This window comes from Nostoc sp. (assembly GCF_036919595.1).
Taxonomy (GTDB): Bacteria; Cyanobacteriota; Cyanobacteriia; order Cyanobacteriales; family Nostocaceae; genus Nostoc.
The window spans coordinates 79,095-101,508 of record NZ_JBALCO010000157.1 but is presented as its reverse complement, the minus strand read 5'-3'; the positions used below and the strand labels follow the sequence as shown (position 1 = coordinate 101,508).

The following is a 22,414-nucleotide window of genomic DNA, read 5'->3' as shown; positions in this document are numbered from 1 at the left end:
ATAGTGAAAATCATCTACCAGGACTTTTGTCAATTACCTTTCGGTGAAGCCGGGTTCACCGCAGTAGAACTGGTTGAGCGTCAATGCGGATGCGGAATAGCGTATAGGGCTTCTGACGCAGGTCTATTCCGTTTTGGTATTTCGCCTGACGATGCAACTGGTTTGCAGTAACGTAAAGATACCCATCTGCCGCAACCGAGAGCGGATCTGTCCACATAAGATACGGATCATGCACTACCGTTTCCCACTCTCCACCGGAACGGCGGCGGAGGATTGCCTGGTGTTCGTAATTTGTCGCGTAAATATATCCTGCTGCATCCGATTCGAGTCCATCTGCACCACCGCCTTTATCTCCCTCATCAGTTACCGTTGCTGCAACGGCGCTATAGTGGAGCGATCGCTCCACTAGTACGTCGGTGGCAACGCTGTAGAGCAGTCGGCTGGCAAGTGGACTGAACATATTCGATTTTACGTGTAAATTACTAGTTGCCTGATCCCGGCTCACTGAGCTTGCGATGCAGTTCAGCGCTTACGGTATCAGGTAAGACCTTGCTCACTGTGCCCAGAAGCTTCGTCTTGAGTGAACCTGCGATGATCTCATCCCTACCTGCCATCAAGGCGTCGAAACCCTGCTTGGCGACCTCAGCTGGATCGTCCTTTTCATCTGCGCCTACCTTGGTATCGTCCATATCCGCACGGTGGAAGAAGTTGGTATCGGTCGGCCCGGGCATGAGCGCGGTGACGGTAACACCTGTATCCTTCAACTCACTGCGTAGCCCCTCTGAAAAAGAATGCACAAACGCTTTTGAGGCGGCGTAGACTGTCTCGAACGGCCCGGGCATCAAAGCGGCGATCGACGATGTGAAAAGGATTCGACCCTTGCCAAGCTCAACCATATCTTTTACAACTAGTTTGGCAAGATGGACGGATGACACAACGTTCAGATTAATTAGATTGAGTTCGTCCTTCAGGTCGGTTTCACGGGCGAAGTCGCCGCTAACACCGACACCGGCGTTAATGGCGATCGCATCCACTGGTCGGCCAGTCGCTTTAATCTGGTTATAGAGCGTCTCAACACCGTCATAGTTAGCCAGATCAGCCTGCACCGTCTCAACCTGAGCACCTAGATCCTTGAAAGCTTGAGCAGCTTCATTGATACTCGATCCGGTGGCTGTGACTAGAAGATCAAAGCCGTTTTGGGCAAACTGTTTGGCAAGTTCGTAGCCAATACCGTTTGAGGCACCCGTCACGACAGCAAGGGGTCGGGTCAAAGAACTGTTCATAACCGTTCGTTCAAACTCCTATATAACTGCTCCACGCTCGTAAGTATTGGCAAGCTTCTGTCTCATTACCAGACCGTCTGCGTGGACTGTAGGCTTTCAATTCTTATAATTTTAGGGAGACAGCAGTGTAGTTACGTCTTTCCCAGGAAATATCGCTCCTGTGTCTTTAAGGTTACTTTTATGGAATTTTGGATATATTTTTAGCCTTCATTTAGTCGGATAGTCTGTGCTTAACTTCTACCTCTAGCAAACCTGAGATTTTAAAGGACTAAGTACAGGTTTGCATAAAATCGTATTTTAAATGCAGAGGGACGCAATGCCATTGCACAGAGACGCATTGCCATTGCAGAGGGACGCATTGCCATTGCACAGAGACGCATTGGCATTGTAAAGGGATGCATTGCCATTGCACAGGGACACATTGCCATTGCACAGGGACACATTGCCATTGCCAAATTTAATTCGTTACAAATTAATGAAATGCTCTACTAATACAATTTTTTGGTGAGGCTGCGCCAAATTTTCTTAACTTCTTATTTCTTTCTTTCTTTGTGTTCTTCTCTACGAGACGCTGCGCGTAGCTTGCTTCTCCGTAGGAGTATGCGGTTCGTTCCTCATATAGGGCGCATCTTCATATAGAATTGGTATAATATCAGGTTGGGTTAAACACTTATAATATCTGTAGGTTGGGTTGAGGAACGAAACCCAACATTAACAATAAGTATTTGTTGGGTTTCACTGGCGTTCAACCCAACCTACATTGATAGATTTTATTATAAGTAATCACCCGAACTTCATATAAGTAGTGACAGTCACATAGCAATGCTGAAATAGGACTTTTAGCTAGCTTTAATAGTCTATTTTTTCCAAAATATCTAAACAAAGCCTCAGCCCTATTTGCAACAAAATTCAGCTGTATTATGCGTGAGCTATCAAATTTAGATGTAGCACTTGTAGCAACCGATGGTTACTACCTAATATTGATAGTTAACCACGAACTTTGGTAAGGATTTTTTGAGAATAAAAGGAAGCTGATTCTTCATTTTTGGCGCAATCTTGAGCAAACTTAATCAGATGGTGTCCCACAAGTCCAACGTGAACCAAGTTTTCAATATCACCTGCTTTCAGGGCTGGCTTGGCCATTTTCCAAAAAGTTTGACGATAGTTACTAAATATGCCTATCCGCAGCAAAATATTGGTTAAATAAGTTAAACCTTTGCGAATATTAGCCCCAGAAGTGCGAGCTGGGCTATTGGGTACTTCGATGCGGTTTGGGTAGGTGTGTTCCATATTGTAGGCGAACCGCTCATATAAAAATTCTGGCTCATAAGCTGTTGTAATGCAGCGCCGCCACATCTCAATAACTTGCTCGTAGGGCATCAAAAATTCAACATTTGATTCGCGGCTTTCATCAAAGACAATTCGTCCTTCTGCTTCTAACCTCCGCCATAAAGGAGTTCTAGGTAATGCATGAAGTAGGTTAATTGTCAACATGGGAATTTGGGATGCCCGAATAAATTCGATAATTCGGTCTGCTGTTTCTGGTGTATCTGTATCTAACCCGATGATGATTCCTGATACTACTTCCATGCCATAGCTATTTAAAACCTGAATCGCTTTTAAGATTGGCATACTCAGATTTTGGTCTTTGGAAATAGCATGGAGAGCATTTGGTTCAGGTGTTTCAATGCCGCAAAAGATTGTGCAGAAATAAGCTTCGCGCATCATCTCTAGCAATTTTGGACTTTGAGCTAGGTTGAGCGTTGCTTCACAGGCAAACTGGATAGGGTAGCCATTGCGTTTTTGCCAGTCAATCAGGTGAGGAAGCAACTTCATGGCAGCGCGGCGATCGCCAACAAAGTTATCATCGACAAAATACACTGCCCCCAAATTGCCAGATTGTCGCATTGCATCTAGCTCCGCGACTACTTGCTCTGGTGTTTTCATCCGGGGACTGTTGCCGTAGAGTTCTGGAATATCACAAAACTCGCAGCGATAAGGGCAACCACTGGAAAACTGGACATTTGCCAGGAAATAATCATTGATATTCAGCAAATGATAAGCTGGAGTGGGAAACTCTGTGAGGGGCAAACGTTCCTTGGTTTCAAAGCGAATTTGCGCTTGGGGACGTTCCACGTTTTGGTCGAGATATTCGATCAGGCGATCATTCGCATCTCCCAATTCACCCAAACTTAAAATGTCAAACTCAGGATAATATTCTGGACACCCAGATACCGAGGGGCCACCCACAACTGTGATTTTGCCGGCTCGATGGGCAAGTTCATTAATTTGATTAATCTGTGGTTTCTGGATATGCATTCCACTGACAATCACCACATCAGCCCATTGGTAATCGGCCCGAGTTGCTGATTTGACATTCTCATCAATAAACCGCACTTCCCATTCTTTAGGTAAGTAGGCAGCCACAATTAAAATACCTTGGGGTGGCATAAAAGCCCGGACATTACCCATAAGTGGGTAGGCGTAATGAAAAGTACCAAAAGAGCGGCTGTATTTAGGAAAGATACACAGAATGCGTCGATGGTGCGAAGGAACGTAGCGGGTTCCTTGATTGACAGGAGCGGTTTTAGAATCGGCCGCGACATTAATTTGTTTATCCAAAGACTTCATATTCACAGTCATCGTAAATTTCACCCCGGAAAACTGAGCAGCTAAGACAATCTACTGGCAGAATCAGTTGTAATTGCAACTAGCTTACCGTGATATTTCAGAAGTTTTTAACTGTAAAATATAAAATCTCCCCTAAAAGCGCAAACTAAATTGATTTACAAGCTACTGTGATGGAAATGGGGCATTGGGGAGCCACCACTGAACGCGAATGTGTCTCCCTTAGGAGTAGACGGGTTTCCCTTATCTAGTTGGCGTTCGGGCAATGCCCAACTTGTACTCCTTTGGAGAACCCGTAGGATAGCAACTGGCGTCATGGGGGTATGAGCGTTTGTTATGAATTTGATTTACTTTGTTTTGCGTTCTTCTTGGGGGATGGTAGCGATCGCGATCGCTACCGGATTCCTGAGTGGCGGTAGTAGTGCTGGCTTGATTGCCCTAATTAGCCGTACTGCTAGTAGCAGTTCCACTTCTAGGCTGACATCCATAACTTGGGGTTTTGCGGGGCTGGCAATAGTTGCACTGATTACCAGTATCATTTCCCAAGTGATGCTGATTCGCCTTTCTCAGAATGCTGTTTTGCAATTACGGATGCGTTTGAGTCGCCAAATTCTCGCTTCTGAGTTGAGTCATCTGGAACGCTTAGGGAATCCTCGATTATTGGCAACTCTAACAGAAGATATTCAGGCGGTTGCCAATGCTGTTTATCAGCTGCCTTTCATCTTTATTAATTTAGCGATCGTCTTGGGTTGCATAGCGTATATAACTTGGCTCTCTTGGTTAGTACTGCTGATGGTTTGTGGTGTTACAGTAGTAGCGATCACTAGTTGTCAGTGGCTACTCAACAGAGGCGGAAAATTGCTAGCCCTAGCTCGTGAAGATGAAGATCATCTGTTTAAACATTTTCGCACCATTACCGAAGGAGTCAAGGAACTCAAGCTAAATTATAGGCGGCGTCAAGACTTTTTAGAAGAAAAACTGCAATCAACTGCTAACGAATTTCGTGATCACAACGTTAACGGTCTAACCCTTTTTGCCATAACTTCAAGCTGGGGTCAACTCGTATTCTTTTTTGCCCTTGGTTTTGTCCTGTTCGCGTTGCCCCATCTGCTTATCATCAATCCCCAAACTCTCTCTGGCTACATTTTGACGTTGACTTATTTGGTGTTACCAATGGATAACATCATCAGCAAACTTCCCCTATTAAGCAAAGCCAGCATTGCCTTGCAAAAAATAGAGTCACTTGGTTTATCTCTAGCTAGTCGAACTGAAATATCTACTGTTCCACCTGCCCTAAAATCTGACTGGCACAGCTTGAAATTTAAAAATGTTACCCACACTTACTATACAGATCAAGAAGACAATAGCTTTATCTTTGGGGCTATCGACTTGACATTTTATCCTGAAGAATTAGTTTTCATTGTCGGCGGTAATGGTAGTGGTAAATCTACATTAGCCAAACTAATTACTGGACTTTACATCCCTGAAAATGGCGAAATTTGGTTTGATAGTGAGTTAATTAGCGAACAGAACCGAGAATGGTATCGCCAGCATTTTTCCGTGGTATTTTCCGACTTTTATTTATTTGAAGAACTTTTGGGATTAAAAAATTCTAACTTAGATACTCAAGCGACAAAATATTTAAAACAACTACAACTAGACCATAAAGTTAAAGTTGAAAATGGGCAACTTTCCACCACTGCACTTTCTCAAGGACAACGGAAACGACTAGCTTTACTCACAGCCTACTTGGAAGATCGACCAATTTATCTATTTGATGAGTGGGCAGCGGATCAAGATCCAATATTCAAAGAAATATTTTATACTAAACTACTCCCAGAGCTGCGATCGCGGGGTAAAACAGTGCTAGTGATTAGCCACGACGACCGCTATTTTCATTTAGCAAACCGAATTATCAAACTTGACTATGGACAAATAGAGTACGACAAAACTTAACCCAAGCGGATTGGGGTAAACGACTTACTTATTTGATTTATGAGAATTGCAACATCCAGCTCCCCGACTTTTTTAAGAAGTCGGAGAGCTTCTTTCTCACGAATGATTCAAGATTGCTATAGTTTTTTAAAGTTAAAATCTGAAGGTAGTGCGGAGCCAAGCAACTACACTATCAGGATTGTCAGCATCAAAGTCAGGTGCAGTAATCCATATTACACCGGGCGTGATCGCAATATTGTCATTAAGTTGATATTGGTAAAAGCCCTCAATATGTAAGGAGGTATCTTTGTCTACTTGACCAAGGCCCGCTCCTAAATTGATGTTCTTACTCAGAGTAGTCAACTTTGGCTCCATGCCCACAAAAATACCTCCCAAACTACCTTTGTGGAATAAATCGGGAAATGAGAGTCCGGCACCCCAGTCCCAGACTTCTGCATCACCGCTCCCTAAGTAACGGTGCGCGGAATAACCTACCCATCCATTTAATGCTATAGATGGATTAATCCGATAAAGCGCTTCTACACCATAAGTATTCGCTAAAGTTCCTCTTCCAGCCACTGTGCTGTTTGCTAAGTTACTGCCGATAACTGGGCCGAAGTTTGTGCCACTTATACCTGTAGTGTTTGGTGGACTATAAGTATTGGCGTAAGTCAAAGCTAGCCGGAAATTATTCTTGGGGCTAGTGTATAGTAATTGTCCTAAAGCTACATACCTACCTGAAAATAAGCCATTATTTTCTGTAGGATTGTTACCGTTAATCGAGGTGTACTCCAACCCTAATTGAAACTGTTTACTAAAGTCATGGAGAATGGCAATTCCGGCTCCGGTATCTCCGTAGTCATAGACCATATTTCGCCGCGAATATCGTGAGATCCCATTCGCTGCTGACCCCTCAAAATACGGGTTGATGGTTCCACTCAAGCCTAGTTCAAAGGCTCCATCAGATTGAGCAAAAACATTAATTGCAGTATTACTACCAGCTAAAAAACGATAGCGCAGACCAGAGAGGAAAAATTGATTGTTGGGGAAAAGTGGACTGGCGTAATCAGAAGTTTTACCATCATTAGTTCCAAGTGTTCCACTTCTTGTTCCTCCGGAGGCGGTAATATTTCCTCCTGTGAGTGCTATCCGCAGTTGATCTGTACCGGTGAAACTGGTGTTTAAGCGCAAAATAACCCGGTCTTGAAATGTGAAGATGTTAGGTGCGGGTTGCTTGGTGACGACGTTATTGCCTGCTACAATTCCTCCAATCACAGTCTCAACTTCACCAACAAGTTTAGTTGTAGTGGAAAACTGCTGTGCTTGAAGAGTCGCTGTTCTTGCTTCCAACGAATCCACTTTCCCCCGCAGTTCGGCGAGTTCTGGCGCAAATTGAGTTTGGAGTTTTTGCAATGTTTCTAAATCTTCTTTTCTCAGCAGATCGCTAGTTCCTGCACTTACCAACTCATTGATTCGAGCCAGCGCTGCGTTTAGTCCAGCTGCAAACTCGTAACGAGTCATTGCCCGATCACCTTGAAAGGTTTGATTGGGGTAGCCTGCAATCACCCCATACCGTTCCACCAAAGATTGCAAGGCTTGAAACGCCCAATCAGTAGGTTTGACATCTGATAACTGCGAAACAGAAGTTACCTGTTCTTTTGCTGTATTGTCATCTGGCGATCGCACTTGATGCCTGCTCACTGTGGGATCGTTAGTCTTAAAAGTAGGTAATGGTTTAGGTGAGAGTAATTGTGAAATAGGTGTAACCTTCTCAACCACATAATTGTTGCGATCACGAAAAAATACAGGTGACTGCCCAGAAGCAGGAACAAGGGTGGTATCACTCACAGTAGATGCAACATCAGGTATATTAGCCTGACTTTTTGCAGGATTAATAACTGAGATAATTGAAATATTTACCAACAAAAGTAAGCACAATCTAAACCTTGAATTACAGTGAACAATCGACATGACTCCTCAACCTTAAAAGTGAAATAACTGACTAAAAATTGAACAACAAAAGCCGCAGAAATATTTATCACAATACTTCTACTTAAATGCCAGATTATTTACTAGCAAATATCTAGCTGGCTATATATCTGAAATCTCAGAGTCTCAAACCAGCAATCCAGTGATTGAATATGAAAGGAAAGAAAATCACATCCTATTATTTTATATTTAAATACTGTAAATCGATAGACTTACAGTACTTTAGCAACCTATTTTTGCATAGAGGTTTGTAAAATGCAAGCATCGTTACTCTAAGACAGTAAATTTTAATTCAAGATTTGCCATGCCCGAATTGCCAGCATCGTACTTGTAAAAAGGTACGTTGCCTGATATTACACAGCACTATTTTGCGATCATTCTGGCAGTGAACAAGACTAAGGTGGTTACTTTGCGTCTGAAAGGTAAATAAGATTAGTAGCTGTAACCTGCAAAATAATCGCTTTCTTCAACAACACACACATTGTTAAGAGCAATGTTTATAATGTCAATTGCTGTTTAAAAGTTAACTACGTAGATAATTTTTCGCTCATCGGTGTCTCAATATTATCTCAGGATAATTTTCTGTATAAAATAATTATCTGTAGCAGCAAAAAATTGTCAGGCTTTTATCAAGTCATATCTTCTGCCGCGCTAGTCGCCAAAAATTAAAAAAAATTAACTCAACTTTAAAGGCCAGCAGAACAGAGTTATTCCACTTCGCTGATTACAGAAAATCAGGTAATCGCTTTGAGGCTTGGAAAATAAATCAAACGAGAAATGCTGATTTTTTGGTTAGTTCTTAACCTTGGTTTTGGTCAAAACTAATTTAGATGCGATCGCCCTGCTTGTCTCTCCCATCAGGACAATCGTCTTTACTAGCAAGCGCATTCACATTTTTGACACAATTATGTAAGAAGTTTGTCAAAATCATGTGTTATACATAGTGAACACAATATCAATTAATTATATAAGTTAGGTAATCCTTGTCTTTTTTTGTAAGTAGTTTGGGTACAATCAAGTAATATTGTCACATTTTTGACATTAGCTCATCATAGTGCCAAGACAAAGTGCAGTATTTAATCCATTAACTGGGGTTTTTGTCAAGACTCATTTATATACGCTTATCCTCAGCCGAGCAACACCATTACAAGCGTCCATAGCAAAAATTCAACATCTCAACAGTCATTGATTAAGAAGTTTATACAGCAATCTGGAATCAAACGCGCAGAAAATTTTGATCGTTTTTCTTGAGTGAATAGCAAAGCGATCGCTAAAGTAATTGTTCACAGACATCACCACAGTCTATTCTCTAGCAATAACTATATCATTGGACTTAATAACGGCATAAGCCTCTTTCCCCTCAGACAAATCCAACTCTTCTACCGATACTGTGGTGATAATCGAAGTTAACTCAACTTTGTAAACAATCTCCAGCGTCACCTCACTATTAACGGCTCCAGTGACAACTCGTTTAACAACACCCTTGAGAATATTGCGGGAGCTAACTTTGAGTGGTTTCTTTTGAATACTAATTTTTATCTCAGGCTGTTGAGTGTAGATATCTTCCTCTTCTGTGTTTATGGTTGGTTGGGAGTTGGATAGTGAAGAGTGTTGATTGAGACCACGTACCAGTTCTCGGAGAATCTCGGTTTTAGTTCGCTGAGACTGGTCGCAGAACTCTTCCAAAATCTTCCGCTCCTCTTCAGAGGTTTGGAATGTGACCCACCCTTGTTCTTTTTTAGGCATAAATTTACTGATATAGTTGGGAAAATATTGGTATTATTGTTACGATTCTACCTAACATCAATTTTAGAAAAAACCTCTCTAGCACCTTTTTTATGAAAAGAAGACAAATACTTGGCTTCCTGGGTATAGCAGTTGCAGGCTTGCTTCTGGCAATTGGTTTACCATTGGTTACTCCTTCTGTTGTAATAGCACAGTCAAACACCAGCATACTCGTGTCCGCAGCCGCCAGCTTAAAAGAGACACTAGAAGAAATTAAGCCTCTATACCAACAAACTAAATCAAATGTCAACATTACTTATAATTTTGCGGCTTCTGGTGCTTTGCAGCAACAGATTGAGCAAGGTGCGCCAGCAGATATCTTTATTTCTGCTGGCAAAAAACAAGTGGATGCTTTAGAAGAAAAAGGACTTTTAGTACCAGGTAGCCGTACTAATCTGGCAAATAACCGTCTAGTCTTGATTGTGCCTCAGGATGTTGTTGGCATCAGCAGCTTTTACAATTTAACAGATAGTAAGATTAAAAAAATTGCGATCGGTGAACCCAGGAGTGTACCTGCTGGGCAATATGGGGAGCAAGTCTTAAAGAAATTGAAACTTTATGATCGAGTTAAGTCCAAATTGGTCTTTGCTAACAATGTACGTCAAGTCTTGGCAGCAGTAGAAAGTGGCAACGTCGAAGCTGGTTTAGTTTATGCCACTGATGCCAAAATCTCCAACAAAGTAAAAGTTGTAGTCGCTGCTGACGATAAGTTTCACTCACCAATTGTCTATCCAATGGCAGTAATTAAAGGTAGTAAAAATATTCCCGCAGCCAAGGAGTTTATCGAGTTTTTATCTGGCAGTCAAGCGAAGACTGTACTCAAAAAATATGGGTTTATTGTAAGTTAGTCAAAAGTCAAAAACCCTTTTATTCTGAGTAGAAAATGTGTAAGGTGTGTTAGCGATCGCGTAACACACCGAAAGCATTCTTAATGGTACGTTAGAAACGCAACGCACCCTACAAAAGTTACACATTATTATAAAAATCCATCAGAGGACTTTTCAAACATCCTCTGAGGCTAATCGTCTAAGAAGCTGTGGACTGTAATTTTTCTAGTCGTGCTAGCACTTCTGAACTGTGAATGCTTGGGTTGACTTTGACAAAAGTCTCGCGCAAGATGCCCTGAGGATCGATGAGAAAACTGTGGCGCATCGATAAGAAACCGAGCCACGAACCGTAAGCTTTACTCACTGAACCATCAGTGTCAGCCAACAGGGGGAATTTTAGTTTCTCTGAATCACAAAATTTGGCGTGAGAATCAATGTCATCAGCACTTACGCCAATAATCTGGGCGTTTTTTTCGAGGTATTGCGGTAAGTCTTGCTGAAAACGGCGAGCCTCTATAGTACAACCAGAGGTGAAGTCTTTAGGATAAAAATAGAGGACTAACCACTTACCGCGCAAGTCAGAGAGGGAAATTTGGCCATCCCCTGTATTGGTTGGCAAAGTAAACTCTGGTGCGGATTGATTAATTGCAGGAAGTTTACCACCAAGAGCATCAGCAGCAGGGGTAAAATTCAGCCAGCTGATCACAGAAATACAGCTGACAAATAATATGCTTAAAAAAGTGCGGCGGAAAATCATAGTGCAAACCAGAATTACAACTTTACACAAGTTTACAATTCTTGGTTGCTATTAGTCTCGCTCTGAGTGAGATTCGGGAGGGGTATCTGTACTTTCGATGTATTGGCTATCTAGGAGAAAGGCTCCCTTAGCGAAGCGAATACCCCAATATCCACCGGGACGACGGTCAATGACTATACCTTCCTCGCCAATGTGAATCACATCGGGGGGGCGCAGCATGGGCATAGGTTCAGCAGTTTTGACGTAGAACGGTAGTGCCACAACCCGGACTTTACTACCAATAGCGAATTCTTTAGACATTTTGAAACAGCTAGGAGTTATGAGTTATATGATGTCCGGCAAATTACCTGTAATATGTCATTGCGACTGAAACGAGGCAATCACAGGGTTTTTGGGATTGCTTCCCTTCTCGACGCTCCTCGAACGATCGCAATGACGGTTATTTAAGCGGACTTGATATTAATCAAAACTCATAACTCCTAACTTTTACTAGGGGTTATCCAATTTTCTATTTTGGTATCAAAAAAGAGGGAAAGGAAAAGGGGAAAAAATTTCATCCCTTTTCCTCATCTTCTGCAAGAAGTCTATTAATTTTTAACTATGGAAAACAATGCCTGGACATCAGTCAAGGGGAAATACCACAGTAATTATGGTTACTAAGTATCTGGGTTAAAGCCCCAGACTTATTAACTATTTTTTGAAAGATTATTATTGAGGATTCCCTTGTTGACGGCGCGAAGGGGCATTTTGACGGAATTGCTCCATTTTTTGCCGCTGTTCGGGTGTTAAGACTGCTTGAATCTGTTGTTTCTCAGACTCTCGGATTTGTCGGATTTGGCTTTTCTGTATTTCACTCAGATTTAAGTCAGCAAAATCACCTTTTCCGCGACCATGATGTTGACCTGGTTGCCGTTGACCTGTTTGTCCCTGAGCCTTACGCGCTTGCCACTCAGCCCGATGCGCTTGTTTCGCTGCCTCTAACTTGGCCTTTTGTTCTGGCGTAAAAACTGCCTCCATTTTGGTGCGGCTATCGCGGCGAATTGCTTGAATTTGGGTTTTTTGGGCATCTGTTAGATTCAAGTCTTTCCAAGGGCCCCTTTCTCTTTGTGGACTTTGTGCAAGTAACACGGGTGAAGGAGAGGCTGTTTGAGCATCAACAGCAAAGGAGGTTGCAGTTAAAGTTAAGGCGATCGCTCCAGCGACTAACGATAATGCTTTGAGTTTCATTACTTATTTGGTGGTTTTTTCCTGGTTGGATGCCACCATCATAAGAATTTATCTCCAGTAGTCACATGAGGAGAAAGTCATGGTTTTACCCATGACTAAAGTCATGATGGAATTTTAACAAATTTGACTGACAATAAATAATTAGGAGTTAAGAGTTAGAACTGATAAGTTATGATTCATGCCGATTTTGATTATGATTAATTTATAAATCATTATTTTGCGTATTATCTAATTTTTTGGACATTGCACTTGCTCTTAATTGCTCATTCAGCGATAGATTTAAGCATTTGCTGAAGTTCTAATCGTTGGATGCCGCTCAAAAGTTCTAAACTCATAACTCCTAATTCATAACTCATAACTCATAACTGGAATGAAGCGACTAATGAATCGCCCAATTGAAATTAAGAAACATCCTTTTCCATCTCTGCTTTATCTTGAGTGGATATTACTGGCAATCACTGCATTGACAGCAGTTATACCACCTCCGTTACGGCGATTTGGTCCCAAACCTCCAGAACTATCAATTTGTAGTATATTTCCAGACTTATCAATTTGCAATCTCTTGCCAGAACTGTCAATTTATAGTCTAATTATTTTTGCCTTAATGGGCTTAAGATTACCCAAAAATAACCAGATAACTAAGGTAATATATACAGTAATTGAAATTATATTAATTTTAACAACTGGGCTTTTTGGTGAGAGATTTGCTCGCCTTTTCCCAGTTTTATACATAATCTTAGTTACTCGTAGTTGCTTAATTTTCAAGTTACCTGGACGTTTATTCATTACAACTTTATCATTTACCTTATTTTTATTTACTACACAACTAAAATACCAGTTATTCAATTATCAAGCATCACCACAAGCACAAGAACGAGCTCGCTTTTTTAGCTGGAATTGGTCGTTAACATTTGGCTTAAGTTTAGTTTTTGTGTTGTTGATGATGAATGCAGTATTATCTGAACGGCACAGTCGAGAAAAGCTAGCGATCGCTAATGAAAAACTCCGTCAATATGCCATGCAAATTGAAAATCAAGCTACCTTGGAAGAACGTAACCGCATTGCTCGTGAAATTCATGATTCATTAGGACATTCTTTGACTGCTTTAAATCTGCAATTAGAAACTGCTTTAAAATTGTGGCAATCTAATCCAGGTAAGGCAGAAACATTTCTAGCAACAGCAAAAGAATTAGGTTCAAAAGCGTTAAAAGATGTCCGTCAATCTGTTTCTACTATGCGTTTTAATCCCTTACAAGAGCAATCTCTAGAACGTGCCATCGCTAGTCTTTCAGAAAGTTTTTATCGCTCCAATGGCATTTTACCAATTTATCAAATCAATCTGGAATCTTCTCTCCCACTTGAAATCAACACCGCTATTTACCGGATTACTCAAGAGTCGTTGACAAATATATCTAAATATGCATTAGCAACAGAGGTAAAACTAGAACTTACTGAAATCAGAGGAAATTTACGATTGATAATTCAGGATAATGGTAGAGGTTTTGATTTAGGGCAAAATACTACTGGTTTTGGACTTCATAGTATGCGCGATCGCACTCTAGCACTTGGAGGTGAGTTTAATATTAATAGCGCTCCTGGTTCTGGTTGCAAAATTACAGTTAATATTCCTTTAACAAGGTTGACATGATGATTAAAGTGTTGTTGGTAGATGACCAAGGTTTAATTCGTCAAGGATTAAGAGTGTTATTAGAATTGGAACCAGATTTAGAGATAGTGGGAGAAGCAGAAAACGGTGAACAGGCGATTAATTTGGTTGCTAAATTTCAGCCAGATGTAGTATTGCTGGATATCAGAATGCCCATTATGGATGGAGTTGCAGCTACGCGAGAAATTCAAAAACGTTTTGCAAAAACTAAAATTTTAGTACTGACGACTTTTGATGATGATGAATATGTGTCAGCAGCCTTGCAAAATGGGGCAATGGGTTATTTATTGAAAGATACACCCTCCGAAGAATTAGCTGTTGCTATTCGTGCCGTTCATAAAGGATATACTCAATTAGGCCCAGGTATAGTTAAAAAACTATTGACTCAGTTTTCTCATGTTGCACTAACCCAATCACCGCCTGTACCATCTAGTTTAGCTGAACTTACTCCTAGAGAAAAAGAGGTTTTGCAGTTAATTGCTACAGGCGCTAGTAACCGAGAAATTGCCCAGCAACTCTACATTTCTGAGGGGACTGTAAAAAATCATGTTACAAATATTTTAAACAGGTTAAATTTGCGCGATCGCACTCAAGCTGCGATTTGGGCAAATACATATTTATCCTATTTGAATGAGCCTAGTTAAGTAATTCGTAATACTCGCCATTCGCGTAGCGTCTCGTAGAGAAGGCGAGAAGCAAGCTACGTAATTCGTAATTTTGACCTCTAAATTAGCTGTAGCGGCTGTTTCCAATATTTTTGGCAAACGGGCAGCTTGTGCTGAAACAATGGTTAGAGCTTCCACTGTTCTAGAGCTTTTAGCCTAAATTCCAGCACATCATATTCTAATTATTTGCGCCTAACTACTGAAAAACTTAAATTTGTTGCAGCTTATTTAAATAATTCTAAACATTCATTTTTTAAAACGTCTTTTGTGACTTTAATATTCCTAAATGACTTAGCGATTACCTCTTCACAAGATATACTAATTTGTGATTGATTTACAGTAATTAAATCTTGAATTGAAGCACCATATACAATTTCTGATAAACCACTCCAAACACAAGCAGCTGCACACATCGGACAAGGTTCGCCAGTTGTATATATGCTATAACCTTCTAAAGAAGGGTTTTTAAGTTTAGCTGTTAAACTACGAATGACGTTGATTTCCGCATGAGCTGATGGATCGTTGTCTCTCCTTACAGTATTATGAGCTACTGCCATGACTTCCTTATCTTTAACAATCACTGCACCGTAAGGCGCATCGCCTTTTTTTGCTTCTGCCAAAGCTAAATGCATAAAATATTCTGGGTTCATATAAGCTGAGGTTAACATAAGGATAATGATTAATAATATTGGATTTCTAATGCTATAACTGGGAATTAAGATTAGTTAGTGGTCGAATATGTTACTGAGCAGACAAGAAACCGAATTTTACTTAACAGACCTGGAAACACCATTAGGGAAAGCAATTAATTTAACACTTGCTGCGATGGTGCTACTATCATCAGGAATTTTTGTGGCAGAAACTTATAATATTCCTGATTCTGTGCGGTTTCAATTGCATGTAGCCGATACTGCGATCGTTATCATCTTTGCGGTGGAATATTCACTCCGTCTGTGGAGTGCAGAAAATAAAATTAAGTATATTTTTAGCTTTTATTCGATTATTGACTTAATGGCGATTTTGCCATTCTTTCTAGGAATGGTGGATATCAGCTTTATCCGCCTACTGCGATGGTTTCGGATTTTAAGATTAATCAGATTTATAGATAGAAAATTTTTATTCGCCACTATCAGCACCGAAGATGGCATGATTTTTGTGCGAATCTTATTTACATTATTTGCAATTGTTTTTATTTATTCTGGCTTAATTTATCAAGTAGAGCATCCGGTTAATCCTCAAAATTACAGGACATTTTTTGATGCATTTTATTTCTCTGTTGTCACAATGACAACTGTGGGATTTGGCGATGTTATTCCAATTTCTGAATTAGGGCGTTTGCTAACAGTACTGATGATTTTTACAGGAATTGCGCTGATTCCTTGGCAAGTGGGAGATTTAATTAAGCGAGTGGTGAAAACTGCTAATCAAGTAGAAACAGTTTGTTCAGGTTGTGGTTTGGCTTTCCACGATGTAGATGCTGGGTTTTGTAAAAGGTGCGGTACTAAGTTACCTAGTCGCAGGGTTGATTGAGAGAGTAAGTGGTGGCGCTGACGACGCGTAATTTTAGTGTGTGCTACAAAGTCCAGACGTGATGAATTCCCAAGCAGCGATCGCTACCTGCATAGCAGAGATATATAGTTGTCAAATAATGGCGTGCCAATTACAGGTTTTCATTTACGCTAAAATAATCATCCTCCGGTAGCCGCTTAGGAAAGAGAATATAACCAATGCCTAACCTCAACCTCATTTCAAAATATAAAAGCTTCGGTGGCAAACTTGGCTTTTATAGTCATCCCTCCTCAACCTGTAACGGTGAAATGCGCTTTGCTGTTTATCAACCACCACAAGCAACTCATCAACCTGTGCCGATTCTCTATTTCCTCTCTGGTTTAACTTGCACTGAAGAAAATTTTATGGTGAAGGCGGGGGCGCAGCGCTACGCAGCTGAGTATGGTTTGATGCTGGTTGTGCCAGATACTAGTCCTCGGAACACAGGTATTCCTAGTGAGGATGATGATTGGGACTTTGGTACAGGTGCGGGCTTTTATATTGATGCTACAGAGGAACCGTGGCGTCAACACTACCAAATGTATAGTTATATTGTCCAGGAATTACCTGCTTTAATTACCGCAAACTTCCCTACGCAACCGGAGAGACAAGGTATTTTCGGTCATTCAATGGGGGGACATGGAGCCTTAGTTTGTGCAATGAGAAACCCGAATCTCTATAAATCAGTATCAGCCTTTGCACCGATCACCGCACCCATGCGTTGTCCTTGGGGACAAAAAGCATTCAGTCGTTATTTTGGCAGTAATCAAGAAAGTTGGCGTGCTTATGATGCTAGTGAATTAGTTAAGGAAATAGGATATCACAGTCCAATTCTTATTGACCAAGGAACTGCTGATAAATTTTTAGTTGAGCAATTAATGCCAGAAGTGTTTAAACAAGCTTGTGCAGATGTCAAGCAACCCCTAAATTTGCGTTACCAAGAAGGCTATGACCACAGTTTTTATTTCATAGCCAGTTTTATTGAAGATCATATCCGCCATCATGCGATCGCTTTATGAATTACAGGTATCTAGAATAAGCGTGATCGCCCCTTTCCCCAAACCACGTTGCAGGGCGATCGCACTTGAGGAAATTACTTCGATTCAAATACATTGTTTTTGGTTTCAGGTTTTCACTGCGTAAGTCCTAATTAAGTATGAATTTGCTCTGCCTCTAATTTTGAACCCTTTTTGTAGTGGCAATTCATGAATTGCCCTTACGAGAATCATCTGATGGGAGCAAAACAAACTATTTTGTCAATTAAGCAGTCACAATATCAGGCGAGTCAATCGCCGCTACACTGCCAGCATCTACTAAGGCTTGGTATACCATCGCCGCTACTTCAGCGCGTGTAGCATCGCGGGTAGGATTAAGTTGTTTGAGGTTCGGGTGATTGACGATAATCCCCTTGTTTATAGCCTTTACTACCTCATCCTTGGCATATTCAGGAATCTTTGCTTGGTCATCAAAAGCTTTGATAGTTGCTGTACCATCGCCAGATAACTTCAATCCATTCACCAGTGAGACAATCACTTGCACACGCTGGATATTTTTGTTGGGGGCGAAGGTATTGTCAGGAAAACCAGAGAGAAATGAACCTTGATATGCCTGCTGAATTACCTTGGATGCCCAGAAGTCTGCTGGTACATCTTTGAATTTGATCACGGGGCGGTTTGGCGATGGGTTGAAAGCTTTTACCAGTAATGCCGCGTATTGCGCCCGTGTCATCGTCGCATCAGGTTTAAATGTGCGATCGGGAAAACCATTAACTATCCCCAATTTGACTAATTCCCGAATAAACCTACCTGCCCAATGATTACTAATATCGGTTAATTCGATAGTAGGAGTAGGCGTGGGCGTAGGAACAGGCGTGGGTGTGGGTGTAGGAGTAGGCGTAGGCGTGGGAGTAGGCGTGGGTGTAGGAGTAGGCGTAGGCGTGGGTGTGGGAGTAGGCGTGGGCGTGGGTGTAGGAGTAGGCGTGGGTGCAGGAGTAGGTGTGGGAACTGAAGTATCTGCAAACTCTACGTTTCCCGTGACTTTAGACGCATTTATTTTATTTCCCACAGAAACCAGCTTGTTGGAACTGGCATTTTGCAAATCAAATTTACCGTTATTTTGTAGAGTATTGCCGCCTGGATTATTAATGCTGCCGATATCCGGTAGGGCACTTCCAATTACTGTGATCCCATCGTCAGTGTTATTCTCACTGACATTGTTACGCAATACAGGACGAGTACTGCCAGAGATGACAATTCCAGAACGGTTTTCGGAAATTTTGTTATCTCGAAGGGTGGGTGATGCAGTATCACTAATAGCAATGCCAAAACCTGTTTTGAAGAAGGTATTACCTTGAATTTGACCTTTGGAATTTTTAGCGATCGCAATTCCATTGGCTGCATTTTCACTGAACACATTACCTAGAATAACTGGGTTAGCATCGCCTGTAGCAAATACTCCCTCACGCTTACAGTTAATGAAGGTGCTATTAGCAACAGTAGGGGCAGTTGATTCAATCCACACACCACTACCACGGCTAGCCATATTTGTTACAGTTACTCCCCGTAGTTCAGCTTTACCGAGCAGCACAAATGTGACATTTTGAGCAGCAAAAGTACGGCTCAGATAGCTACCACTCCCTTCAATCAAAATACCATTGCCTTTATTGGTTTCATTACCCACGACTGTCACCCCAGATGCAACCGTTAGCGGAAAGACTTCCCCGCTAGCAGCATTGTAATTACCACCTGCTAGTTGAATTTTGGTGTTATCTGTAGCTACCTTGAGCGCTTGGGTAATAGTTTTGAACGGGGCTTGTTGGCTACCAAGGTTGGTATTGCTACCTGATACTGGATTTACATAAAAAGTTTGAGCCATATTTATACTTCCAAAAAATACATAGCTATCTTAGCGCTAACCATAAAAGTGAGTAGTAGTTGATGCATTAAGTTACTTAAAGTACTTGTCACTGCAAAGTTAAAAAATTATCCAATAGTTAAAAAGCGTACTACTACTTCACGTAAAGCCGCGCCAAAAACCGCTTAATTTGTGATTTTTCTAATTTTTTGCTTTGGCAGAACTTACGCATTGACAGATGAGACAATAGATGCATTATGAAAAGCAGAAAATAATAGGCGATCGCTAGCAGTAAGGGACTGGAAAGATGGATAATTTATACTGTCTCTATTGAGGGTATGGGCAATCAGAGTAACTACCAAGCCATCTACGGCAAAGTGTGATATAAACACTTACACTTTGTTTTTATTGGCAGCAATCAAAGTATTCAGGCTGCACACGTTTAGCAGATATTATGGAAGATTTGTCACATGATAGTGTCAACAGATTTTTGCTACGTGAGCGTTATAAGCCAAAGGATCTATTTGATGAAGTCAAGCCATATATTAACTTAGTAGGCGGCACATTAAGTGGAGAGGATACAGTAATTGATAAGCCTCATAGTGATCCAAAATTAACAGCAATTTTTTGGTTACGTTATTTACTTATCTTCACATAGTTTGATTTTTTTGCGCCGACTTACTTAAGTCCGAATGCAATTACCCAAGATAAAACCCGCACTACTCTATTAGCACAACTAGCTCCGGCGCGATGAGCAAGTTCAACAGCAATCACAATGAATAGCGATACAACCAAATAATGTAATAGAAAGCGTAGCATACTGAGAGTTTTCAAAAGCTCTCCTTCACCAATTAGACTTCCTATTGAAAGAATGAGATTGTCATAGCTAATGCTCACTAGCACTATAGGCAATACAATCATTGCGAGGCTGGTTGATTGCTGCCACAAACGAATTGCCCAACTTATTAACACCCATTCGATCAAGGCAAGACTGAAATGTGTTACGGGATAAATTATTGACATAAGTAATGTATTCACATACCAAAATGTATTCCAAGCACAAATACTGACTAATTTGTGCCTGGAATAAAAGTTAGAGCGACTTATTCACTAAACTTGTGGCTGTAATTATGGTTGAAACTGGTGTCTAAAAATCATCTGATAAAACCACTTTTAGCTTAGTGTTAAGTTTTGGTGCAAAACCACTTCCTTCAGCTACATAAGTAATCGCTCCTCCAGCTTCTAAAACAGCAGGCCCACCACAGGCTTTAATTAAATCAACACCGTTCTTCACCTTAATATCTTGACAACCAAATTCAAGTCCATTTGGGCCAGTAATTTTAATATTATTAATTGTTCCAGTTTCACCAGCCGGTAAAAAAAGTTTAGCAGAGCGAATAACTGTTTTATCTGGCAAAGGAGTTGTTGTTGTGTCGATACTGAACTTTCCTTCAGTAATTGGCGCTTTTTCTGTGATAATTAACGTAGCAAGGGTGCTTGGCGCTGCGATCGCCTCTGTAGAGAAACAGAAAACCAGAAATGATAGAGCAAATGCTAAAATCTTGGTCAAGCGCATCGACTTTTTGAGTGAATTCATAATCATTTTTTGTTGAACCTGTAATTTTTAATGCCAGCTAGAGGAAAGAAAGATTGCTTCCATCGCTGTACTTAAAAGCTACGATATCAACTAAAAAATGTATCTAATAGTACCCTTGAGGGTACTATTATAGAAACTTGAGCAAAACTGATCAAACAATAGCTGCCTCTGGAATCGCACCCTGCATTCTCCCGAAAGCATCAATCAAATTCTGCAATTGTTGATCTGCTTTAAAAACTCCTAAACCGCGCACTGTAACTTTACCAGGAGAATACACAAACCACGTCTTGAAATTCTCTGGTAAATTAGCCGCCAATAAACTCCAAGCGGATTCTTTCATCGGTGTTTCTAAAACGATGTGCTGCTTGTTTTCTGGTTTAATCTAGCTAAATCCAAGTTTTTTCGCTAGCTGTTTGAGTTCCATGACTCGCAAAAATTGATTCGCCGACACTGGTAAAGTACCATAGCGATCGCTCTCAATAGTAGAATTAGTAGAGTTTGAGACAGTTATACAATAAAGGCAAAGACGTTGAGGTTGAACTAACCTAATGCGTGTACCTGAAACAAACCCAAAGATACCAATGCCTTCAATAAGCCTCTACGAAACTGATTTTTACGCTTGGACACAGGAACAAGCAACTTTACTTCGTAATGAGCAGTGGAGTCAGATTGATTTACAAAATCTGATTGAGGAGATTCAATCTTTGGGTAAACAGCAACGTCAAGAACTGCGAAACCGTCTGAGTGTCTTGATTGAACATTTACTAAAATGGCACTACCAGTCAGAGCGTCGTAGCCGTAGCTGGTTAGCAACACTTCGGATTCAACGCTTAGATATTGCTGAACTGCTTGAAGACAATCCTAGCCTAAAACCCTACCTTGAAGAAGCACTTCGCAAAGCCTACCTTAAAAGTGTCGAATTGGCTATTGGAGAAACAGATTTGCCCAAGCGGACTTTTCCGGTAGAGTGTCCTTACAGTTTAGTAGAGATTGTGGACGATGATTTTTACCCAGGTGAACCAAGCAAGTTAATAGATGAATCAGAGCAGTAATTTGAAATTAAAGTAAATCTTCTTCAGATAGCTGGGCTATTTTCATCAAGGCTTTCAAGGTTCCAACTTTCAAATCTTGATTGCGGTGAACAGGAATTGACAGAATTTTTTCTACTTCAGGGTTTTCATAAATATGATGACTGCCAGTAATTCTTTGCAAAACCCAACCTTTTTGCTCCACAATCTTACAAAGTTGCTTGCCAGAAATCGATTTCATACAGCAATTTCGACAACTTGATCTGTTGACTCAATTGCATTACGACTGTTGGCAACTTCAAGCCAACCTTCAATAGCGTCCTTTAAATTAGCTGTTACCTCTTCTATGGTGTCTCCTTCGGTAATACAACCGGGAAGCGCGGGAACCTCTGCCCAATAGCCGCCTTCTTCTGCTGGATGAATGATTGCTCTGATTTTCATAAATCTGTTGAGCTAGTTTGTGAGAATATACTAATAACCATAACTGTTTGCTCTTAACTGTGGCTGATTAAATTAATAATGTTGCTACGGTTTAAACAACAAATGCTTCTGCGATCGCTCTCAATAGTAGAATTAGTAGAGTTTGAGTACAAGCAAGTGTCGGGTTTGGTGGTGTCAATCTAAAC

The 22,414-nt window shown here is 40.9% G+C and carries 24 protein-coding genes and 2 pseudogenes; 8 read left to right on the top strand and 18 right to left on the bottom strand.

The features are described from left to right. Positions 1 to 55 precede the first annotated feature (55 nt). The 5 genes from V7K21_RS24440 to V7K21_RS24420 form a co-directional block, all read right to left on the bottom strand. Positions 56 to 460: an L-dopachrome tautomerase-related protein gene (locus V7K21_RS24440; protein ID WP_335177812.1), complete on the bottom strand. Its 405-nt coding sequence runs from the start codon at positions 458 to 460 to the stop codon at positions 56 to 58. Positions 461 to 482: 22 nt separating this feature from the next. After that, on the bottom strand, positions 483 to 1,283 hold the full coding sequence (locus tag V7K21_RS24435) for an SDR family NAD(P)-dependent oxidoreductase (RefSeq protein WP_335177810.1): 801 nt from the start codon (positions 1,281 to 1,283) through the stop codon (positions 483 to 485). Between the two features lie 260 nt (positions 1,284 to 1,543). After that, positions 1,544 to 1,732: a hypothetical protein gene (locus V7K21_RS24430; protein WP_335177808.1), complete on the bottom strand. Its 189-nt coding sequence runs from the start codon at positions 1,730 to 1,732 to the stop codon at positions 1,544 to 1,546. A gap of 538 nt (positions 1,733 to 2,270) precedes the next feature. Continuing rightward, positions 2,271 to 3,926, bottom strand: a complete 1,656-nt coding sequence (locus tag V7K21_RS24425; RefSeq protein WP_335177806.1) for a B12-binding domain-containing radical SAM protein — start codon at positions 3,924 to 3,926, stop codon at positions 2,271 to 2,273. Positions 3,927 to 4,069: 143 nt separating this feature from the next. After that, entirely contained in the window at positions 4,070 to 4,228 is a 159-nt protein-coding gene (locus V7K21_RS24420) for a hypothetical protein (protein WP_335177804.1), read from the bottom strand. 19 nt (positions 4,229 to 4,247) lie between these two features. On the opposite strand from V7K21_RS24420, the gene V7K21_RS24415 reads away from it, so the two are divergent. Next, the gene (locus tag V7K21_RS24415) at positions 4,248 to 5,867 is read left to right on the top strand and encodes a cyclic peptide export ABC transporter (RefSeq protein ID WP_335177802.1); all 1,620 of its coding nucleotides are present in this window, start codon (positions 4,248 to 4,250) and stop codon (positions 5,865 to 5,867) included. A 132-nt stretch (positions 5,868 to 5,999) separates the two neighbouring features. Here V7K21_RS24415 and V7K21_RS24410 read toward each other — a convergent pair whose 3' ends face one another. Continuing rightward, positions 6,000 to 7,772 (bottom strand): iron uptake porin, encoded by a 1,773-nt coding sequence (locus tag V7K21_RS24410; RefSeq protein WP_335177800.1) that lies wholly within the window; start codon positions 7,770 to 7,772, stop codon positions 6,000 to 6,002. A 1,365-nt stretch (positions 7,773 to 9,137) separates the two neighbouring features. Continuing rightward, positions 9,138 to 9,581 carry a TOBE domain-containing protein gene (locus V7K21_RS24405; RefSeq protein WP_335177798.1) on the bottom strand — a complete coding sequence of 148 codons (444 nt, stop codon included), beginning with the start codon at positions 9,579 to 9,581 and terminating at the stop codon, positions 9,138 to 9,140. A gap of 92 nt (positions 9,582 to 9,673) precedes the next feature. Here V7K21_RS24405 and modA point away from each other — a divergent pair, with 92 nt between their 5' ends. Beyond that, complete coding sequence (modA, locus tag V7K21_RS24400; protein ID WP_335177796.1) at positions 9,674 to 10,468, top strand: molybdate ABC transporter substrate-binding protein; 795 nt, start codon at positions 9,674 to 9,676, stop codon at positions 10,466 to 10,468. Positions 10,469 to 10,646: 178 nt separating this feature from the next. Here the strand turns inward: modA and V7K21_RS24395 are convergent, their stop codons facing one another. From V7K21_RS24395 to V7K21_RS24385, 3 genes are all read right to left on the bottom strand, one after another. Continuing rightward, the gene (locus tag V7K21_RS24395) at positions 10,647 to 11,204 is read right to left on the bottom strand and encodes a peroxiredoxin (protein ID WP_335177794.1); all 558 of its coding nucleotides are present in this window, start codon (positions 11,202 to 11,204) and stop codon (positions 10,647 to 10,649) included. A gap of 51 nt (positions 11,205 to 11,255) precedes the next feature. Further along, entirely contained in the window at positions 11,256 to 11,504 is a 249-nt protein-coding gene (sipA, locus tag V7K21_RS24390) for a regulatory protein SipA (RefSeq protein ID WP_335177792.1), read from the bottom strand. Between the two features lie 408 nt (positions 11,505 to 11,912). Further along, the gene (locus V7K21_RS24385; protein WP_335177790.1) at positions 11,913 to 12,431 is read right to left on the bottom strand and encodes a Spy/CpxP family protein refolding chaperone; all 519 of its coding nucleotides are present in this window, start codon (positions 12,429 to 12,431) and stop codon (positions 11,913 to 11,915) included. Between the two features lie 382 nt (positions 12,432 to 12,813). On the opposite strand from V7K21_RS24385, the gene V7K21_RS24380 reads away from it, so the two are divergent. Together V7K21_RS24380 and V7K21_RS24375 are read left to right on the top strand one after the other, a co-directional pair. Beyond that, entirely contained in the window at positions 12,814 to 14,079 is a 1,266-nt protein-coding gene (locus V7K21_RS24380) for a sensor histidine kinase (RefSeq protein WP_335177859.1), read from the top strand. Then, complete coding sequence (locus tag V7K21_RS24375; protein WP_335177857.1) at positions 14,079 to 14,741, top strand: response regulator transcription factor; 663 nt, start codon at positions 14,079 to 14,081, stop codon at positions 14,739 to 14,741. Before V7K21_RS24380 ends, V7K21_RS24375 begins: the two co-directional genes overlap by 1 nt. A 245-nt stretch (positions 14,742 to 14,986) precedes the next feature. Here the strand turns inward: V7K21_RS24375 and V7K21_RS24370 are convergent, their stop codons facing one another. Beyond that, complete coding sequence (locus V7K21_RS24370) at positions 14,987 to 15,412, bottom strand: nucleoside deaminase (RefSeq protein ID WP_335177855.1); 426 nt, start codon at positions 15,410 to 15,412, stop codon at positions 14,987 to 14,989. Between the two features lie 88 nt (positions 15,413 to 15,500). Here V7K21_RS24370 and V7K21_RS24365 point away from each other — a divergent pair, with 88 nt between their 5' ends. Continuing rightward, complete coding sequence (locus tag V7K21_RS24365) at positions 15,501 to 16,292, top strand: ion transporter (protein ID WP_273764347.1); 792 nt, start codon at positions 15,501 to 15,503, stop codon at positions 16,290 to 16,292. Positions 16,293 to 16,489: 197 nt separating this feature from the next. After that, complete coding sequence (fghA, locus tag V7K21_RS24360; RefSeq protein WP_335177788.1) at positions 16,490 to 17,329, top strand: S-formylglutathione hydrolase; 840 nt, start codon at positions 16,490 to 16,492, stop codon at positions 17,327 to 17,329. A 241-nt stretch (positions 17,330 to 17,570) separates the two neighbouring features. Here the strand turns inward: fghA and V7K21_RS24355 are convergent, their stop codons facing one another. Both V7K21_RS24355 and V7K21_RS24350 read right to left on the bottom strand, forming a co-directional pair. Further along, positions 17,571 to 19,184 carry a DUF1565 domain-containing protein gene (locus tag V7K21_RS24355; RefSeq protein ID WP_335177786.1) on the bottom strand — a complete coding sequence of 538 codons (1,614 nt, stop codon included), beginning with the start codon at positions 19,182 to 19,184 and terminating at the stop codon, positions 17,571 to 17,573. 203 nt (positions 19,185 to 19,387) lie between these two features. Continuing rightward, a complete protein-coding gene (locus V7K21_RS24350) occupies positions 19,388 to 19,555 on the bottom strand; it encodes a hypothetical protein (protein WP_335177784.1) in 168 nt (55 codons plus the stop codon). Between V7K21_RS24350 and V7K21_RS24345 the strand changes: the two are divergent. Then, positions 19,509 to 19,803, top strand: a pseudogene (locus V7K21_RS24345) (IS701 family transposase); the annotation flags it as partial. The gene V7K21_RS24350 and the pseudogene V7K21_RS24345 sit on opposite strands and share 47 nt — an antisense overlap. A 38-nt stretch (positions 19,804 to 19,841) precedes the next feature. On the opposite strand, the gene V7K21_RS24340 reads toward V7K21_RS24345, so the two are convergent. The 3 genes and pseudogenes from V7K21_RS24340 to V7K21_RS30870 all read right to left on the bottom strand — a co-directional run. Continuing rightward, positions 19,842 to 20,186, bottom strand: coding sequence for a hypothetical protein (locus V7K21_RS24340; protein WP_335177782.1), 345 nt, complete (start codon positions 20,184 to 20,186; stop codon positions 19,842 to 19,844). A gap of 124 nt (positions 20,187 to 20,310) precedes the next feature. After that, positions 20,311 to 20,766, bottom strand: coding sequence for a hypothetical protein (locus tag V7K21_RS24335; protein ID WP_335177780.1), 456 nt, complete (start codon positions 20,764 to 20,766; stop codon positions 20,311 to 20,313). Positions 20,767 to 20,911: 145 nt separating this feature from the next. Continuing rightward, a pseudogene (locus V7K21_RS30870) lies at positions 20,912 to 21,235 on the bottom strand (TRCF domain-containing protein); the annotation flags it as partial. A gap of 106 nt (positions 21,236 to 21,341) precedes the next feature. Here V7K21_RS30870 and V7K21_RS24325 point away from each other — a divergent pair. Then, complete coding sequence (locus tag V7K21_RS24325; protein WP_335177776.1) at positions 21,342 to 21,812, top strand: DUF29 domain-containing protein; 471 nt, start codon at positions 21,342 to 21,344, stop codon at positions 21,810 to 21,812. Positions 21,813 to 21,819: 7 nt separating this feature from the next. Here the strand turns inward: V7K21_RS24325 and V7K21_RS24320 are convergent, their stop codons facing one another. Together V7K21_RS24320 and V7K21_RS24315 are read right to left on the bottom strand one after the other, a co-directional pair. Beyond that, on the bottom strand, positions 21,820 to 22,029 hold the full coding sequence (locus V7K21_RS24320) for a type II toxin-antitoxin system HicA family toxin (RefSeq protein ID WP_104908348.1): 210 nt from the start codon (positions 22,027 to 22,029) through the stop codon (positions 21,820 to 21,822). Further along, positions 22,026 to 22,229 carry a type II toxin-antitoxin system HicB family antitoxin gene (locus V7K21_RS24315; protein WP_334820094.1) on the bottom strand — a complete coding sequence of 68 codons (204 nt, stop codon included), beginning with the start codon at positions 22,227 to 22,229 and terminating at the stop codon, positions 22,026 to 22,028. The genes V7K21_RS24320 and V7K21_RS24315 overlap by 4 nt, the downstream gene beginning before the upstream one ends. Positions 22,230 to 22,414: the final 185 nt, after the last annotated feature.